Source organism: Sphingomonas sp. SAFR-052 (genome assembly GCF_051965015.1).
Lineage (GTDB): Bacteria > Pseudomonadota > Alphaproteobacteria > Sphingomonadales > Sphingomonadaceae > Sphingomonas.
Window position 1 is genome coordinate 1 of the sequence record NZ_JBQCMO010000013.1, and the last position, 16,832, is coordinate 16,832.

12 protein-coding genes are annotated in these 16,832 nt (G+C 67.5%); 6 read left to right on the plus strand and 6 right to left on the minus strand.

Going from position 1 to position 16,832, the window contains the following annotated elements; translation table 11 throughout:
* Nucleotides 1-453: 453 nt before the first annotated feature.
* From ACTHQV_RS17380 to ACTHQV_RS17390, 3 genes are read left to right on the plus strand one after another with little or no spacing between them, the layout of a single operon-like run.
* Nucleotides 454-1,536: a PLP-dependent cysteine synthase family protein gene (locus ACTHQV_RS17380; RefSeq protein ID WP_440492002.1), complete on the plus strand. Its 1,083-nt coding sequence runs from the start codon at nt 454-456 to the stop codon at nt 1,534-1,536.
* Nucleotides 1,533-2,885, plus strand: coding sequence for an L-serine ammonia-lyase (locus tag ACTHQV_RS17385; protein WP_440492003.1), 1,353 nt, complete (start codon nt 1,533-1,535; stop codon nt 2,883-2,885). Before ACTHQV_RS17380 ends, ACTHQV_RS17385 begins: the two co-directional genes overlap by 4 nt.
* An 11-nt stretch (nt 2,886-2,896) precedes the next feature.
* On the plus strand, nt 2,897-4,897 hold the full coding sequence (locus ACTHQV_RS17390) for a M3 family metallopeptidase (protein WP_440492004.1): 2,001 nt from the start codon (nt 2,897-2,899) through the stop codon (nt 4,895-4,897).
* 227 nt (nt 4,898-5,124) lie between these two features.
* On the opposite strand, the gene ACTHQV_RS17395 is transcribed toward ACTHQV_RS17390, so the two are convergent.
* Nucleotides 5,125-5,895, minus strand: a complete 771-nt coding sequence (locus tag ACTHQV_RS17395) for a bifunctional transcriptional activator/DNA repair enzyme AdaA (protein ID WP_440492005.1) — start codon at nt 5,893-5,895, stop codon at nt 5,125-5,127.
* A gap of 113 nt (nt 5,896-6,008) precedes the next feature.
* On the opposite strand from ACTHQV_RS17395, the gene ogt reads away from it, so the two are divergent.
* A complete protein-coding gene (gene ogt, locus ACTHQV_RS17400; RefSeq protein WP_440492006.1) occupies nt 6,009-6,524 on the plus strand; it encodes a methylated-DNA--[protein]-cysteine S-methyltransferase in 516 nt (171 codons plus the stop codon).
* A 149-nt stretch (nt 6,525-6,673) separates the two neighbouring features.
* Here ogt and ACTHQV_RS17405 read toward each other — a convergent pair whose 3' ends face one another.
* Together ACTHQV_RS17405 and uxaC are read right to left on the minus strand one after the other, a co-directional pair.
* On the minus strand, nt 6,674-8,089 hold the full coding sequence (locus ACTHQV_RS17405; protein WP_440492007.1) for a mannitol dehydrogenase family protein: 1,416 nt from the start codon (nt 8,087-8,089) through the stop codon (nt 6,674-6,676).
* The gene (uxaC, locus tag ACTHQV_RS17410) at nt 8,086-9,495 is read right to left on the minus strand and encodes a glucuronate isomerase (protein ID WP_440492008.1); all 1,410 of its coding nucleotides are present in this window, start codon (nt 9,493-9,495) and stop codon (nt 8,086-8,088) included. Before uxaC ends, ACTHQV_RS17405 begins: the two co-directional genes overlap by 4 nt.
* A 67-nt stretch (nt 9,496-9,562) precedes the next feature.
* On the opposite strand from uxaC, the gene ACTHQV_RS17415 reads away from it, so the two are divergent.
* Complete coding sequence (locus ACTHQV_RS17415) at nt 9,563-11,056, plus strand: UxaA family hydrolase (protein ID WP_440492009.1); 1,494 nt, start codon at nt 9,563-9,565, stop codon at nt 11,054-11,056.
* Between the two features lie 3 nt (nt 11,057-11,059).
* Here ACTHQV_RS17415 and ACTHQV_RS17420 read toward each other — a convergent pair whose 3' ends face one another.
* From ACTHQV_RS17420 to ACTHQV_RS17430, 3 genes are all read right to left on the minus strand, one after another.
* Complete coding sequence (locus ACTHQV_RS17420; RefSeq protein ID WP_440492010.1) at nt 11,060-11,584, minus strand: gamma carbonic anhydrase family protein; 525 nt, start codon at nt 11,582-11,584, stop codon at nt 11,060-11,062.
* Nucleotides 11,585-11,596: 12 nt separating this feature from the next.
* Nucleotides 11,597-12,763: a histidine-type phosphatase gene (locus ACTHQV_RS17425; protein ID WP_440492011.1), complete on the minus strand. Its 1,167-nt coding sequence runs from the start codon at nt 12,761-12,763 to the stop codon at nt 11,597-11,599.
* A 192-nt stretch (nt 12,764-12,955) separates the two neighbouring features.
* Entirely contained in the window at nt 12,956-15,754 is a 2,799-nt protein-coding gene (locus ACTHQV_RS17430) for a TonB-dependent receptor (protein WP_440492012.1), read from the minus strand.
* Between the two features lie 204 nt (nt 15,755-15,958).
* Here ACTHQV_RS17430 and ACTHQV_RS17435 point away from each other — a divergent pair, with 204 nt between their 5' ends.
* The gene (locus tag ACTHQV_RS17435; protein ID WP_440492013.1) at nt 15,959-16,714 is read left to right on the plus strand and encodes a DeoR/GlpR family DNA-binding transcription regulator; all 756 of its coding nucleotides are present in this window, start codon (nt 15,959-15,961) and stop codon (nt 16,712-16,714) included.
* The last annotated feature ends 118 nt before the right edge of the window (nt 16,715-16,832 follow it).

Genomic DNA, 16,832 nt, shown 5'->3' on the forward strand with positions numbered 1-16,832 from the left:
CCCACAGCACCTTGAATGCCATAGACCGCAAGCCGCCGCCCACATGTCCCTTCATCTAAACTACAATGTCAAATAGCACTCCCTGCTCCAAACCCTCAGGTCGAAGCGCCAGCGAACCGGCGATAGAGAGACCGGAACAGTGGCGCCGATCATTTGATCGACACCGCGTCCCGGTATAAAAAGAGCAACTCGCTATCCGCATCAGCGGCACGATCCGAAGATCAGCGAGGCGACCGGTCGGAGAAGCGAAGCGCGTCTCGTCGTCCGGTGAAGCTGCTTATATGGGCGGCTTCAGAAGGCGTCAACAACGATTTTGCAGTTTTTTCGGTTCCACGTGATTTTTCGACTCTGTGCGCCGTTCCCGGCCGTTTGGGGACATGTTGGCTCGCCCTTCCCCCTCCCCGCATCGCGCGTCATAAGACCGAAGATAGTATCTAGTGAGAGGATCGTCCGTTGCCCGTTGCGCCCGTGTCGCCTTCGCCCGATCGCCTCTGGACCCTTGATGCGATCCGCAGGCTGGAGGCGGACTTCTGCCGGTCGGCGGATACGCATCTGATCCGGGTGGAACTGCCGGCGACGCGGGGAATCACGCTCTACCTGAAGGACGAATCGGTTCATCCCTCGGGGAGCCTAAAGCACCGGCTCGCCCGGTCGCTGATCCTGTATGGCCTGTGCAATGGCTGGATCGGGCCGGATACGGTGCTGGTCGAGGCAACCAGCGGGTCGACCGCAGTATCGGAAGCCTATTTCGCCAGGTTGATCGGGCTGCGGTTCATCGCCGTCGTGCCGCGATCGATCGCCAGCGCCAAGATCGACGCGATCCGCTTCCAAGGCGGCGAGGTGCATTTCGTCGATGACCCCCGCGAGGTCTATGCAGCGGCGCAGGCCTTGGCAGCGGCGAGCGGCGGGCATTATCTCGACCAGTTCACCTATGCCGAGCGCGCGACCGACTGGCGCGGCAACAACAACATCGCCGAATCGATCTTTGCGCAAATGGCGAAGGAGGATTCGCCCGAACCGAGCTGGATCGTGTGCGGCGCCGGTACCGGGGGCACGTCGGCGACGCTGGGACGCTTCATCCGCTATGGCCGTCACGCGACCCGGCTATGCGTGGCCGATCCGGCGGCGTCGGTGTTCCATCGCCATTATGCCGATCCGTCGATCGCGACGGTCGAAGGCGACTGTTCGTGTATCGAGGGGATCGGTCGGCCGCGGGTCGAGCCGAGCTTCGTCCCCGCCGTCATCGACCGGATGATCGCGGTCACCGATGCCGACAGCATCGGCGCGATGCGGGCGATCAGCGCGCGATTGGGACGGCCGGTCGGCGGATCGACCGGAACCAATATCGTCGCCTGCGCCACGCTGATCGGAGAGATGGCAGCAGCCGGACAAAAAGGATCGGTGGTGACGATCCTGTGCGATTCGGGGCTGCGCTACGGCGATACCTATTATGACGATGACTGGCTGGCGGCGCGGGGGATCGACTGGCAGCCGGCAGCGGCGCGGTTCGCCGCCTTTTTGGGGCAACCGGTATGATCCCGCTCAGCATCACCGACCTGTTCACGATCGGCATCGGGCCATCGAGTTCGCATACCGTCGGGCCGATGCGCGCGGCTTATGCCTTTGCGACGATGCTGGTCGAGAACGGCATCGCGCCGGAGTGGCTGCTGTGCGACCTATACGGATCGCTGTCGCTGACCGGTCGCGGCCATGCCACCGATGTCGCGGTGCTGTTGGGGCTGGCGGGTGCGACGCCCGAGGGGATCGATCCCGATGCGGTGGCGGGTATGGTCGCGGCGATCCATGCCGACTGTGCGATCGATCTGGCGGGGACGGGCCGGATCGCGTTCGATCCGGCGCGCGATATCGTCTTTCATCCCGGTTTTCTGCCCGGCCATCCCAATGCGATGGCGTTCACCGCGGTACTGGCCGACGGCAGCCGGATCGTGCGCCGCTATTACTCGGTCGGCGGCGGCGCGATCCGGGCGGAGGGCGAGACGCCGCCGCGCCTGAACCTCACGCTGCCGCACCCCTTTGCCAGCGGGGCGGAACTGCTGACGATCTGCACCGATACCCGCCAGTCGATCGCTGAGATCGTTGCCGCCAACGAAAGCGCATGGCGCCCGGAAGCGGAGACCAAAGGCTTCCTAGATGCGGTACGGTCGGCGATGCTCGCGTCGATAGATCGCGGGTGCACGGGCAGCGGCGAACTGCCCGGCGGGCTGCGGGTCCAGCGCCGGGCGCGGGCGATTCGCGAGAAACTGCTGGAGCGCGGACCGCGTACCGATCCCAGCGTCGTGTTCGAATGGGTCAGCCTGTGGGCGCTGGCGGTGAACGAAGAGAATGCGGCGGGCGGACGCGTCGTTACCGCGCCGACCAATGGCGCGGCGGGGGTGATCCCGGCGGTGCTGAAATATTACGAGACCTTCGTCCATGGATCGACCCGCGCCGGGGCGCAGGCGCTGCTGATGACGGCGGCGGCGATCGGTTTCCTTTACAAGCAGAACGCATCGATCTCTGCCGCCGAAATGGGATGCCAGGGCGAGGTCGGCGTCGCCTGTTCGATGGCCGCCGCGGGACTTGCCGCCGCACTCGGCGCGACGCCGGCACAGGTCGAGAATGCCGCCGAGATCGGCATGGAGCATAATCTCGGCCTCACCTGCGATCCGATCGGCGGGCTGGTGCAGATCCCGTGTATCGAGCGCAATACGATGGGGGCGATCAAGGCGATCAATGCCGCCTATCTGGCGCTGCACGGCGATGGTCGCCACATCGTCAGCCTCGACCAGGTGATCGAAACGATGCGTCAAACCGGCGAGGATATGAAGAGCCAGTATAAGGAGACCAGCCAGGGTGGCCTGGCGGTCAACGTCGTCGAATGTTGAAGGATTTGCGTTTGTCCCAGCTTCCCGATTTCGCCGCGATCACGCCCGACTGGATCGCACCCACGCTCGACGCGCTCCTAGCGAAGCGCGAGGCGGTGGCCGATCGCGCCAAGGCGGCGAACCCGAGCTTCGCCGACACCTGGCTGCCGGTCGAGGCGGCCGACATCGAGCTCGACAATTTCTGGTCGACCGTCTGGCACCTCCACGCCGTCGCCGACACCCCCGAACTGCGCGAGGCGCATGCGGCAGGACAGGCGGTGCTGACTGCGCGCGGGATCGCGGCGCAGCAGGACCGCGCGATGTTCGATACGCTGCGCACGCTGGCGATCGCGCCCGACTTCGCAGAACTGGACGATGCCGACCGGGTGGCGGTCGAACGGTCGATCCGCGACCGGACGCTGGCCGGCGTCGCGCTGGACGAGGCCGAGCGCGAGCGGTTCAAGGCGGTCGCGACCGAATTGTCCGCGCTCCAGACCGAGTTCGCCAGCGCCGTGCTCGATGCGACCGATGCGCGGACGCTGCACGTCACCGATCCAGTGCGATTGGACGGATTGTCGGAAGCCGACCGCGCGATGATGGCGGCGGCGGCGCAGGCGCGCGGGCTGGACGGCTGGGTCGTGACGCTGCAGCAGCCGAGCGTCGTTGCGGTGCTGACCTTTGCCGAGGATCGGAGCTTACGCGCGGACGTCTATCGCGCCTATGGCACGCGGGCGTCGGACCAGGGGCCGGACGCGGGGAAGTTCGACAATGGCGAGCGCATCCGCCGCATCCTGGCGCTGCGGCACGAGGCGGCGACGCTGCTGGGCTTTACCGATCCGGTCGCGCGGTCGCTCAGCACCAAGATGGCGCCCGACGTGGCCGAGGTGCTGGCGTTCCTGTGCGACCTCGCCAAGCGCGCCAGACCGCATGCCGAGGCGGAGATCGCCGAACTGCGCGCCTTCGCTGCCGAGCATCTGGGGATCGACGACCTGCAACCATGGGACACCGGCTTCGTCGGCGACCGGCTGAAGCGCCATGCCCATGCCATCGACCAGTCGGTGGTGAAGCAATATTTCCCGGTCGACCGGGTGCTGACCGGATGGCGCGCGCTGTTGGCGCAATTGTTCGGGGTGACGCTGACCGAGCGGGCGGACGTCGCGACCTATCATCCCGATGCGCGTTATTATGACGTGGCCGATGCCGACGGCGTGTTCGCCGGCCTGTATCTCGACCTGCATGCGCGTGCCGGCAAGAAGGGCGGCGCTTGGATGGCCCCTGCCCGGCCCTATCGCGCCGATCCGGCGGAGGGGGTCCCGGTCGCGTACATGGTCTGCAACTTCGCACCGACCGGGGGTGCGACGCCGCTGCTGAGCCATGACGACGTGACCACGCTGCTGCACGAGACGGGGCATTGCCTACACCACCTGTTCACCCGGGTGCCGCGACCGGACATTGCCGGCACGACCGGGTTCGAATGGGACGCGGTCGAGTTGCCCAGCCAGTTGATGGAGGATTTTGCATGGGAGCCGTCGGTGCTCTCGGCCATGTCGGGGCATGTCGACACCGGCGAACCGCTGCCCAAGGACCTGTTCGAGCGGATGCTGGCGGCGCGGCGGTTCGGATCGGGCATGTTCCTGTTGCGGCAGATCGAGTTCGCGATGTTCGACCTGTTGCTGCATCTGGGCACGGAGGGCGACGACCCGATGGCGGTGATCGAGGCGGTGCGCGACGAGGTGGCGGTGATCCGGCCGCCGGCATGGCACCGCTTCCCCCATGCCTTTTCACACATCTTCGCCGGGGGTTATGCGGCGGGCTATTACAGCTATCTGTGGGCGGAGTTGCTGGCGGCGGACGGCTTTGCCGCGTTCGTCGAGGCGGGCACGGTGAACCGGGCGACCGGCGACCGGCTGCGCGAGACGGTGTTGTCGCAGGGCGCGGTGCGGCCGGCGATCGAGTTGTTCCGGGCGTTCCGCGGGCGCGATCCCGATCCGGCGGCGATGCTGGCGCGGCATGGGCTGGTTGCCGGAAGTTGACGAAGTTGACACGGATCGATGTTGTCCGCTGGCGCGGCGTGGGCATATCATATCGTAAGATATGACTATTTTGACGGGCAATGTTGCCGGCGTGGCACCTTTGCCGGCGGAAGTTGACACGTGTGGCACGTTTCGATCGGAGCGTTCGAACCCCCGAATGGTGAGCGCTTACGATCGGAAAGAACGCCCGCCAGTCTGACCAGCCGCCCGCAGGTAGGAAAGCGCTTTCACGCTGCGGCGAAGACCGCGCGTTTGGCGGCGGCGATGGCGCGGCCGAGCGCCGGGATTGGGACGTCGGTCAGGGTGATGCGCAGCGTTCGACCCTTGGCAGGCGTTATCTCGGCCCGCCCTTCGGGAAGCGCGAGCGCCATCGGACCACCGGGCACGAAATCGGGGCGGTGGGCGATGGTCACGGTAATCGGTGCGGTCGGATCGGCGGGTGGACCTTCGCGGCGGAGCGCCGAAGGCGCGCGGCCGAAGGCGGACTGGAAGGCTTCGTTGAAACGGCGGACGCTGCCATAGCCGGCGGCGAAGGCGATGTCGGTCAGCGGCAGGCGCGTGTCGTGGACCAGATGCTTGGCGAGGTGCAGGCGGCGGGTCGCCTCGATCGCCAATGGGGTCAGCCCCAGATGTTCGACGAACAGACGGCGCAGATGACGGTCGGTCATGCCCAGCCGATCGGCCAGCGCGGCGACGCTGCCCTCCGCCAGCGCGCCGTTGTCGATCAGGCGCAATGCGCGGTGGATCGACGACAGCGTGCCGGCCCATGCCGGACTGTCGGGTGCGGTTTCGGGACGGCAACGCAGGCAGGGGCGATAGCCCGCCGCCTGTGCCGCCGCCGCGCTGACATAGAAGGTGACGTTGCTGCGATCGGGCGTTCGCGCCGGACAGACCGGGCGGCAGTAGATGCGCGTGGTGCGCACGGCGGTGAAGAACAGCCCGTCCTGGGCCGGATCGCGGCGTTCGATCGCGGCATAGCAATGTTCGGCGTCGAGCATGGGTGTGACCTTATCGACGATGCGGCGCACGACTAGCGGAAAACGGACATGGGCGTAGCGTCATGTCCGGTTTCCGCTGGCGGTCGATCAGGCACGCGTCCAAATTGCCGGGCATGATGACGCTATATGAGGAGCTGCTCCCCAGCCCGGTGGGGACGATCACCATCCTGACCGATGGCGACGGGGTGCTGCGCGTGCTGGAGTTCGAGGATTTCGGCGCGCGGATGGAGCGGTTGCTGCGGCTGCATTACGGGCCGGGCGGCTGGCGGACGGTGCCGGCGACACGGACCAGCGACGCGATGCGGGCGATGACCGCCTATTTTGCCGGTGACGTGTCGGCGATCGACGGGCTGCCGACCGCAACCGGCGGGACGGCGTTTCAGCGTTCGGTATGGGCGGCGCTCCGCGATGTCGGGGCGGGGCGGACGGTCGCCTATGTCGACATCGCCGCCGCGATCGGGCGACCGAGCGCGGTGCGGGCGGTGGGGCTGGCCAACGGGTCGAACCCGATCGCGATCGTCGTGCCATGCCACCGGATCATCGGGCGATCGGGGGCGCTGACTGGATACGGCGGCGGGCTGGAGCGCAAGCGGTGGTTGCTGGCGCATGAGGGGGTCGGGTTGGTTTAGGATTTTTGGTTCTCGCGAAGGCGCGGAGACGCGAAGAGTGATTTTTCGCGCAGAGGCGCGGAGGAGGTTGCGTCTCGCGCCTCTGCGCGAAATCTACCTTCTTCCCATCTTCGCGAGCTTCGCGCCTTCGCGTGAACCAATCTACCCGATCAGACCAACGCCGCCGCCAAATCCTCACTCGGCGCCAGCGCGGCATAGGCCCGCTCGACCGCCGCAACGAACACCGCGTCCTCGCCAAGGTCTCCGAACACATCGCGCATCGCCAACAGCGCCGCCGGCTCCCCGGCCCGCGCCAGCAGCGCTTCGGCGCACGGGTCGATCAGCTTTTCGCCGCTCATCTTGCGCAGTTCGAGGAAGCGGAACCATGCGGCGATCGGCACCGCCAGCCGATCGACCGGGCGGCCAGCCGCGCGGGCGTCGCGGATCGTGTCGCACAGGCGATAAGGCAGTTTCTGTGAACCGTCCCACGCGATCTGCGCCAGTTGGTGGGCGATCGCTGGGTTGGCGAAGCGCGCCAGCACCGCGTCGATATAGGCCGACAGGTCCATTTCGGCGGGCGGCCGGATCGACGGCGCGATATCCTGCCGCATCAGCCGTTCGGCGAAGGCGGCGAGCGGCCGGCACGCCATCGCGTCGCGCACCGTGACGAGGCCCATCAGCAGCCCGACATAGGCGAGCGTCGAATGCGCGCCGTTCAGAAGCCGCAGCTTGGCATTCTCGAACCCGCGCACGTCGCGGGTGAATTGCACCCCGGCCAGATCGAGCGGCGGGCGCTCGCCGGCGAAATCATCCTCTATCACCCATTGCGCAAAGCCCTCGCGCTGGATCGGCCACGCATCGTCGAGGCCGGTGGCGGCGCGCACCGATGCCCGCAGCGCATCATCGGTCGCGGGCGTGATCGAATCGACCATGGTCGACGGGAAGCGGACGTGATCGTCGATCCAAGCCGCCAGGTCGGGATCGCGCGCGGCGGCGAGATCACGGACCGAGCGGCGGAAGCGATGGCCGTTGTCCGCCAGATTGTCGCACGACAGGAGCGTGATCGCCCCGCCACCCGCCGCCCGGCGTGCCGCCAGACCGGCGACCAGCCAGCCCGACAGCGTCGACGGCTCGGCCCCGGTCAGCTCGCGGACGATCGCGGGATGGTCGAGGTCGAGCGCGCCGCTGCCATCGAGGTGATAGCCCTTTTCGGTGACGGTGGTGGTGACCAGCCGCGTCGTCGGCGCGGCGATACGCGACAGGATCGCGTCGCGGCGCTGCGCGGTCAGCAATTCGGTGATCGAGCCGATGACGCGATGGCTGGTTTCGCGGTCGAGCAGCGCCAGCGTGTACAGCCCGTCCTGCGGCTGCAGCGCATCGGCGACGCCGGTCGAATTGAGCGCGACGGCGCTGATCGCCCAGCGCGGGTCGTGTGCGAGGATGGAGTCGACATAGGCCGCCTGATGCGCGCGGTGGAACGCGCCGGGGCCGATATGAACGATGCCGGGGGTGAGCGTCGTGCGGTCGTAATCGGGACGGGCGACCGATGCGGGCAGGTCGGCAAGGGTGGCGTTGGACAGGTTCACAGCTTGTACGCCTTCTTCACGAGACCATAGGTCAGGTCGTGCGCGACATCGTGCGCCTCTTCCTCGTCAAGCCGGTGCTCGGCGACCAGCCGGGCGAGGAAGGCGCAGTCGACGCGGCGGGCGACATCGTGGCGCGCCGGGATCGACAGGAAGGCGCGGGTATCGTCGTTGAACCCGACCGTGTTGTAGAAGCCCGCCGTCTCGGTCGTCATCTCGCGGAAGCGGCGCATTCCCTCCGGCGAATCGTGGAACCACCATGCCGGCCCCAGCTTCAGGCACGGATAATGGCCGGCCAGCGGCGCCAGTTCGCGGGCATAGGTCGATTCGTCGAGCGTGAAGAGGATGATGGTCAGTTCGGTCGAGGTGCCGACCACGTCGAGCATCGGCTTCAAGGCGGCGACATAATCGGTGCGGGTGGGGATATCCGCGCCCTTGTCGCGGCCGAACGCTTCGAACAGGCCGCGATTGTGATTGCGGAACGATCCGGGGTGGATCTGCATCACCAGCCCGTCGTCGATCGACATGCGCGCCATTTCGGTCAGCATCTGCGCGCGGAACAGTTCGGCGTCGCTGGCATCGGCGGTGCCGGCTATGACTTTCGCGAACAGCGCCTCGGACTCTGCCGGGGACAGGTTGGCGGTGCGGGCGGTCGGATGGCCATGGTCGCTCGACGTCGCGCCGGCGGCGATGAAGTCCTGCCGCCGTTTGCGGTGCGCGTTCAGATATCCGGTCCAGCTATGGACGTCTTCGCCGGTCAGTTCGGCGAATTTGGCGAGGGCTCCGCGGAAGGCTTCGTGTTCGCAGTCGATCACCGCATCGGGGCGATAGGCAGTGACGACGCGCCCGGTCCAGCCGCTGGCGCGGATCGCGCGGTGATGGTCGAGCGGATCGTCGGCGCCTTCGGTAGTGGCGATCAGTTCGATGCCGAAGCGGTCGAACAGCGCGCGCGGGCGATAGGCGTCGGTCGCCAGCAGTTCGCCGATCCGGTCGTAATAGCTGTCGGCATTGGCAGCGGTCAGCGCGTCCTCGAACCCGAACACCGCGCCGAACACATGGTCGAGCCACAGTCGCGACGGGGTACCGCGGAACAGATGCTGGTTGGCAGCGAACACCCCCCATGCCTTGCGCGGGTCGGCGACGATCGTCCCGTCGCGGCGCGGTACGGCGAGGTCGTCGAGCGCGATGCCCTGACTATACAGCATGCGAAAGATATAATGATCGGGCGACAGCAGCAGTTCGGTCGCGTTGGTCCAGGGCCGGTCGGTCGCGAACCAGGACGGGTCGGTATGGCCGTGCGGGCTGACGATCGGCAGGTCGCGAACGGCGGCGTACAGGTCGCGGGCGATGCCCCGCGTTGTCGGATCGGCCGGGAACAGGCGATCGGGGTTCAGCAGCAGGGCGGGCATCGGCGTCTCCTTCGCCCGGCCTCTTCGTGGATTGTGCCAGCGGTGGCAATGCCCTATTTCCGTGGCCATGCTCGATGTCTCCCCCGCCCGCGCCGTGCGCGTAGATCGCGACGACGATGTCGCGCTGTTGCTCGATCCCGTCGCCGCCGGGGGCGTGGTGGCGGTCGATGACGAACGGGTGGTGGCGCGCGCCGACATTCCGGTCGGGCACAAGATCGCGGTGCGCGCGGTTGCCGCCAACGCCCCGGTGCGGCGCTATCGCAGCCCGATCGGCATCGCGCGCTCGGCGATCGCTGCGGGCGAGCATGTCCATGTCCACAATGTCGCGACGGCATTGGTGGGCGAGGACGCCTATCGCTACGCCCCCGCCCTGCCGCCTGCGCCCGCGGCGCGCGTGGAACCGGGCTTTGCCGGCTATGTCCGCGCCGATGGCAGCGTGGGGACGCGCAACGAAATCTGGGTGTTGCCGACGGTCGGCTGCGTCGGGCGGCTGGGCGAGCGCATCGCGATGCAGGCGGGGCCGCGCCACGCCGGGCGGATCGACGGGGTGCATGCGTTCAACCATCCGTTCGGCTGTTCGCAGCTGGGCGACGACCTGAACCGGACCGGGGCGATCCTTGCGGCGCTGGCGTGCAATCCCAATGCCGGGGGCGTGGTGCTGCTCGGCCTCGGCTGCGAATCGAACCAGCTGGATGCGATGCTGTCGCGGCTTCCTCCGCAAGTGCTGGCGCGGGTGCGGACGGTGCGGGCGCAAGCGAGCGCCGACGAATTTGCCGAAGCGATGGCGGCGGTCGACGAACTGGCCGAGGCGGCGGCGATGAAGCGGCAGGCGGTGCCGCTGTCGGCGCTGCGGCTGGGCGTGAAGTGTGGGGGGTCGGATTCGATGTCGGGGCTGACCGCCAATCCGCTGATCGGGCGGATGACCGACCGGGTCGCAGGCGCAGGCGGCACGGTGTTGATGACCGAGATCCCCGAGATTTTCGGCGCGGAGCGGCTGTTGATGGCGCGCTGTGCCGACGAGGCGGTGTTCGACCGGCTGGTCGAGGTGACCAACCGCTTCAAACGCTATTTCCTCGACCATGGCGAGCCGGTGTCGGAAAATCCCAGCCCCGGCAATATCGCGGGCGGGATCACCACGCTGGAAGAGAAATCGCTGGGCGCGGTGCAGAAGGGCGGGTTGGCCCCGGTCAGCGACGTGCTCGATTATGGCGAACCTGTGCGGAAGGCCGGATTGTCGGTGGTCGACGGGCCGGGCAATGACGCGGTATCGACGACCGCGCTGGCGGCGGCGGGGGCGACGATCACGCTGTTTTCGACCGGTCGGGGGACACCGCTGGGGAGCCCGGTGCCGACGATGAAGATCGCGACCAACCGCGACCTGGCGACGCGCAAGCCGAACTGGATCGACTTCGATGCCAGTGCGGTGCTGGACGACGGGCAGGATGCGGCGGCGGATGCGCTGCTGGCACGGATCGTCGCGGTCGCTTCGGGCGAACCGGCGCGCAACGAGGTGAACGAGGAACGCGCAATCGGAATCTGGAAGTCGGGGGTTACGCTATAGGCTTCACGCGATCGGACACAGGTCGCTCCGATAGCGTTTCGCCTTTTCGACATAGACCGCCGCCGACATCCGCAACCCGGCGAGTTGTTCGTCGGTCAGCGTCTTCACCGCCCGCGCCGGCGCACCGACGATCAGGCTGCGGGGCGGAAAACGCTTCCCCTCCGTCACCAGGGCACCCGCACCGACCACGCAATCCTCGGCGATGACAGCGTGATTGAGGACGGTTGCGCCCATGCCGATCAGGACGCGGTCGCCAATGGTGCAGCCATGCAGCACCGCGCGGTGGCCGATGGTGCAGTCCTGCCCCAGGGTCAGCGGTGCGCCGGGGTCGCTGTGCAGGACCGCGCCGTCCTGGACATTGCTGCGCGTGCCGATTACGATCGCGCCATTATCGGCACGCACCACCGCGCCGAACCAGATGCTCGCCCCCGCCCCCAGCCGCACCGCGCCGATCACGTCGGCGGACGGCGCGACCCAGCTGTCGGGGGCGAGATCGGGGACGGCATCGGCGAGGGAATAGCAGGGCATGCGCCGATGCTATCACCCCGCCACGACCGGGGCGAGCTTTGCGCGCAGCAGCGTGTCGAAGCGGTCGAGCGGACAGCGGACGCCACAGCCGGGAATGGTGAGCGGGATTTCGACCACCGTCGCCGCGCCCGATCGGATCGCATCGAGCGGCTGCACCCGATAGGAGGCGGTGACATACGGCCCCTTGCGCCCCCGCCAGCGCTTGAGCGCCACCGCACCGCCGGGCGCGACGTCGTTCCGCGCAAAGCCCGGCGCATCGAGATCGACGCCGAGCGCCGCGCCCAGTGCCGTGACGTTGGTGTCATGCCCGACCAGCATTTCGAGGCGCGGCGCCTTGGCCGCCGTCAGCGTACCCAGCATATGCGCGCCGAGCGGTCCCGCCTGATGCGCCGCCATGTAGGGCGAGCGGGTGAACACGTCGAACAGCGCGGCGTGGAGCGTGCCGATCCGCCGGATCGTCGCCGCATCGGCACGCCCGAAGCCGACCTGGACCATCGGCATCCCCTCGGCATATTGCAGCAGGATCACCTGCGCGGTGCCCGAGGTCGCGCGGATCGGCCCGGTCAGTTCGACGCCGCGTCCGTCGCGGGCAGGCGTCAGCGTCGCCGGTCCGGGCGTCGAGCAGCCCGCGGGCAGGCCGCAGCCGAGTACGCGGTCCAGTTCGCGGATCGCATCGGCATGGCGCGCGGTCAGCGCGTTGACGCCGCCGGTATAGGCGGTGATCGCCGCCACCGCCTTGCCCGCGTCGAAGGCGGTGGCACCGGCGCGCAGCGGTTCGAACAGCGGGTCGACCTTACCGGCGGGATTATGGTCGACCGGCAAGTCGCAACCGGGGGCGAGCGCATCGGCATAGGCGCGGCCGGTGGCGATCGTGCGCTCGGCGGTGTTGGTCCAGATGCGGACGCTGCCGGGAATCGGGCAGGCATTGGCGGCCAGCCAGCGGCGGTCATAGCGGGCGACTTGCGCGATCGCCTGCGCACCGTGGGGGGTGAGGACTTCGGGCGCGACCGGCCATGTGGGCCATTCGCCATCGACCTTCGTGTCGACCGGTGCCTCGCCCGTGATCGGGGCGCGGACGCCGTGGCGCATCAGGAGGACGACGCGATCGAGCGTGTCGCGGGCGGCGGCGGGTTGCGGCGCGAAGGTGAGCGCGGCGGCGAGAACCAAGGGGAGGCGCATGGGCATCCTTTCCGTCGGATAGGTACGTAACCAGTACGGCTGTTCTTTACGTCGCCCCAGCGAAGGCTGGGGCCTCTCGCGGCGAGGCACTCGATCCTGCAACGGCGAGATCCCAGCCTGCGCTGGGATGACGTTTGTGGCGAGCGAGACCGGCAGGAGCGGGCGGCGACCCGGAAGCCGCCGCCCTTCGCCTTACATCTTCATCGTCAGGCTGAACTGGAACACCCGGCCGGTCTTCAGATAGCCGCCGTTGCGGTCGTTCGAGATGTACGTCTCGCCCCTCCCCACGGTCGCCCAATAGGTGTGCTGGTCGAGCAGGTTGCGCGCCGACACGCCAATTTCGAGATTGTCGGTGACTTCATAGGCCGCACCAAAGTTCAACTCGCCGACCGGCTGGACATAGATGTCGGGCTGACTGTCCTGTACCGCCGCGAGGATGCGGCCGGTATAGTTGTACCACAGGTTCGTGCGGAACCCGCCGCCGGCATAGAAGAGCTCGGCATTGTAGATCAGGTCCGGCGCCTGCGGCAACGCGCTGGTCCGGGTGGTGCGCACGCCGTTCAGCGGGATGACGTAGCTCGCCTCGGTCTGTTGGTAGGTGATGTTCCCGCCGACGCCGAAATTGCCGAGGAAGCTGCTGTCGACCATGTCGCCGACGGTGAAGCGGCCCGATGCCTCGACGCCCTTCGCCGTGCCGCCGCCGCCGTTGATCGGGCGGGTATAGACGATGCCGTCGATCGTCTCACCCGCCGTCCGCGTCGCGGTAGTAACGACGAAGTTCGACAGGTCCTTGTAATAGGCGGCGAGCTGGAAATAGCGGCCGACCCCGGCGTAGAAATCGACGCCCGCGTCATAGCTCCACGCCTGTACCGGCTTCAGGTCGGGGTTGGGCTGGCTGATCCCGATGATCGCATTGTTGCGGCCCGGATCGCGGGTGATGCGGGTCGGGCCGGCGATCAGGTCGAACGACGGACGGGCATAGCTCGACCGGGCGGCGGCGCGCACGGTGATGCGGTCGCTCGGCTTCCACGCGGCGAGGATGCTGGGGTCGAGATGGTCGTAGTCGCGACCGGCGTTCACGAAGCGCGCGCCGTCGGCATCGTTGATGAAGTAGCGCGCGTTGAACCCGTTATCCTCGTAACGGATGCCGGGCATGACCTCGAGCGTGCCAAGCTTCAGCGTCGCGGTACCGTAGAGTGCCTTGCGCTGTTCATGCCCGTCGAGCAGCCCCTGATTGAGGGTGTTCTGCGCGATGACCATTGGGTCGACATAGTCGCGGACCTGCGCATCGAGTTGCGCACGCGACAGCACCTTGATCGGGCGGGCGGGATAGTAATCGAGGAAGTCCTTCAGGACATAGCCAAGATACTGGTTGATCGACGGCCCCTGCACCGTGCCGTTCTGCAGCGGGGTCAGGAAGCGATAGCGGGTATTGTCGGGCGCCACGCTGCGCCCGGTACGGTCCGAATCCTCGTACAGCCCGCCGACCTCGATCGCCGACAGGAACGCGTCGCCGCTCCAGCCGATGCTACCCTTCAGCGTCTTCTTGGTCTCGGTCAGATAGTCATAGCCGCGCTGGACATAGAGCTGGGTCGGGCGATCGAGCGACGACACATAGCGGGTCGCACCGGCCGACAGCACCGGGCGCGGCGATTTGGGATTGGACAGGTCGACGACGACGCCCTCGGTCGCGGCACCGGTGTTGGTGGCGGTGCCGTTATAGGCGATGCCCCGGAACGCCGCCTCGATCCGGGTCGGCTGGTCGAAGCGACCATCGGCATAGGCGCCTTCGAGCGCAGCGGTGAAGCCGTTCCAGTGTGCCTTCGCCCCGACCTGTGCGGAGAACAGTTCCTGTTCGATATCCTCGGTGCGGAAATAGCTGGCCGGGTTCACGCCCTGCGGCGTGTAGATGCCGGCCGCGTTATAAGCGCGGGTCGTGCTGCCGTTCGCCAGCGTGCGCAGCGGGTTGCCGCTCGACTGGCCGCTGGTCACCTCGTTGCGGAGACCCGTCTGGTTCATGGTGTTGGTGTTCAAATAGGTCGCGTAATTGACGCGCCCGAACAGGTCGATCGCATCGCTGCGGAAATCGAACGACCCGGTCGCGCCGTAGCGTTTGATCTTGTTGTTGTAGAAATTCCACTGCACGCCGTCCGCCGACAGCGCGTTGGCATTGGCGCGCGGGGTGCCGACGTCGAAATTGGTGGTCTTGTAGTCGTTCTGCACCGCGGTCGACTCCGCCGCGTTGCCGCGTTCCTCGTAATAGCCGGCCAGATATACGCCGAACTGCCGGTCGCTGCCGAAGCGGCGTGCGGTGTCGAGCCCGATCGCGCCGCCGAACGCCTCCTGCTCGCGGTCGAGCGCCAAGCCGGCGACCTGCCCCAGCACGCGGGCGCGGGTGAAGCCTTGCGCAAAGTCGAACGCGGTCGGGGTGCGCAGGTCGATGATGCCGGCGATGCTGTCGGCGTCGCGTGCGGCGCCCGGCGTCTTGTCGACGACGATGCCGCCGATGGCGAAGGGCGAGAACAGGTTGAGCGAGATCGCACGGCTGCTGCCCGCCGTCTGCGGCAGGCGCAGGCCGTCGAGGGTATAGGCGTTGTAACCGGTGTCGAAGCCGCGGATCGTCGCGAACTGCGCTTCGCCGGTCGCGCTCTGGTTGCGGCCCTGATCGCGGCTGACCGAGACGCCGGGCAGCATCTTGGCCAGGTCGGCGATGCCGGTCTGCGAATGGATGGCGACGTCGCCGGTCGTGACGATGTCGATCGTCGCGATCGCCGACTGTTCCTCGTTCAGCGCGGTGCGCTGGCGCCGGCCGTTGACGACGATGTCGTCGGTCAGCGATTCGCTGGCGGTCTGCGGTTCGGTGGCGGTGGCTTCCTGCGCCTGCGCCGATGCGGGCAGCAGCGTAACGACGGCCAGCGCGGTGACAGCGCTGGACAGGGCGAGCGCAGGCATACGCCACCGGCCAGCCGGCAGCGTCGAGAACGACGACATGATATTCCCCTTTGGATGCAGGCGGGGTTGTTCCCCGTTCGGCGGCGCGCTTAGGTGGCGAATGCGTATAATTTGTTACAATCAGTCATGAATCTGCGTGAATGGCAACCCGGCATGAGAAATTCGCAGATCCGATGATGACATTCTGTTGATATCGTCCGCGACCGGTTGCGATTGCCGCACCGCGCGATATGCTTTGCGCCCATGATGAAGCGCCGCGACCGCCGCCAGGACATCCTCGATCTGCTGCGCCAGGGCGAGGCGATGGGCATCCACGACCTTGCGAACATCCTCGCCGTATCCGACGAAACGGTGCGCCGCGAATTGCGGCTGCTGGAGGCGGACGGGCTGATCGAGCGTATCCATGGCGGGGCGCGGCTGGCGAAGTCGGTCGAGGAAGGCCCGTTCGAGGCACGGCTGCATCGCAATGCCGCCGCCAAACAGCGTATCGCCGCGGCGGTGGCGCTGGTGGTCGACGATGGCGAATCGCTCTATCTCGACGCCAGTTCGACCGCGTTCCACATCGCGCAGGCGCTGAAGGGCAAGCGCGACCTGACGGTCGTCACCAACGCGCTGGGCGTGGCGGCGGAACTGGGCGGGTGCAACGGCAACCGGCTGTATCTGGCGGGCGGCGAGCTCGACGATCGCTACCGCGCCTTCTTCGACGCGACCGCGCGGGCCTATCTGGCGCAGTTCCGGCCGGGCATGGCGATCGTGTCGACCGAGTCGGTCGATATCCGCGCGGGCTTCACCGACTATCATATCGGTGAGGGCGAATTGTGCCGGCAGATGATCGGCCAGTCGCGGCGGGTGACGATGGCGGTCGACGCGTCCAAATTCGACCGGGCGAGCGTGGTTGCGGTCGCCGGGTTCGGCGAGGTCGACCGGATCGTCACCGACCGGGCCTGCGATGCCGGTTATGCGGCGGCGACCGCCGGGGTGGAGTGGATCGTGGCGTGAACGCTGCCGCCACGAACGTCATCCCAGCGCAGGCTGGAATCTCCTGGTGATAGCGCGCGACAGGAGCCGCGGGAGGCCCCAGCCTTCGCTGGGGCGAGGTTCGCGCTGACGGAAGTAG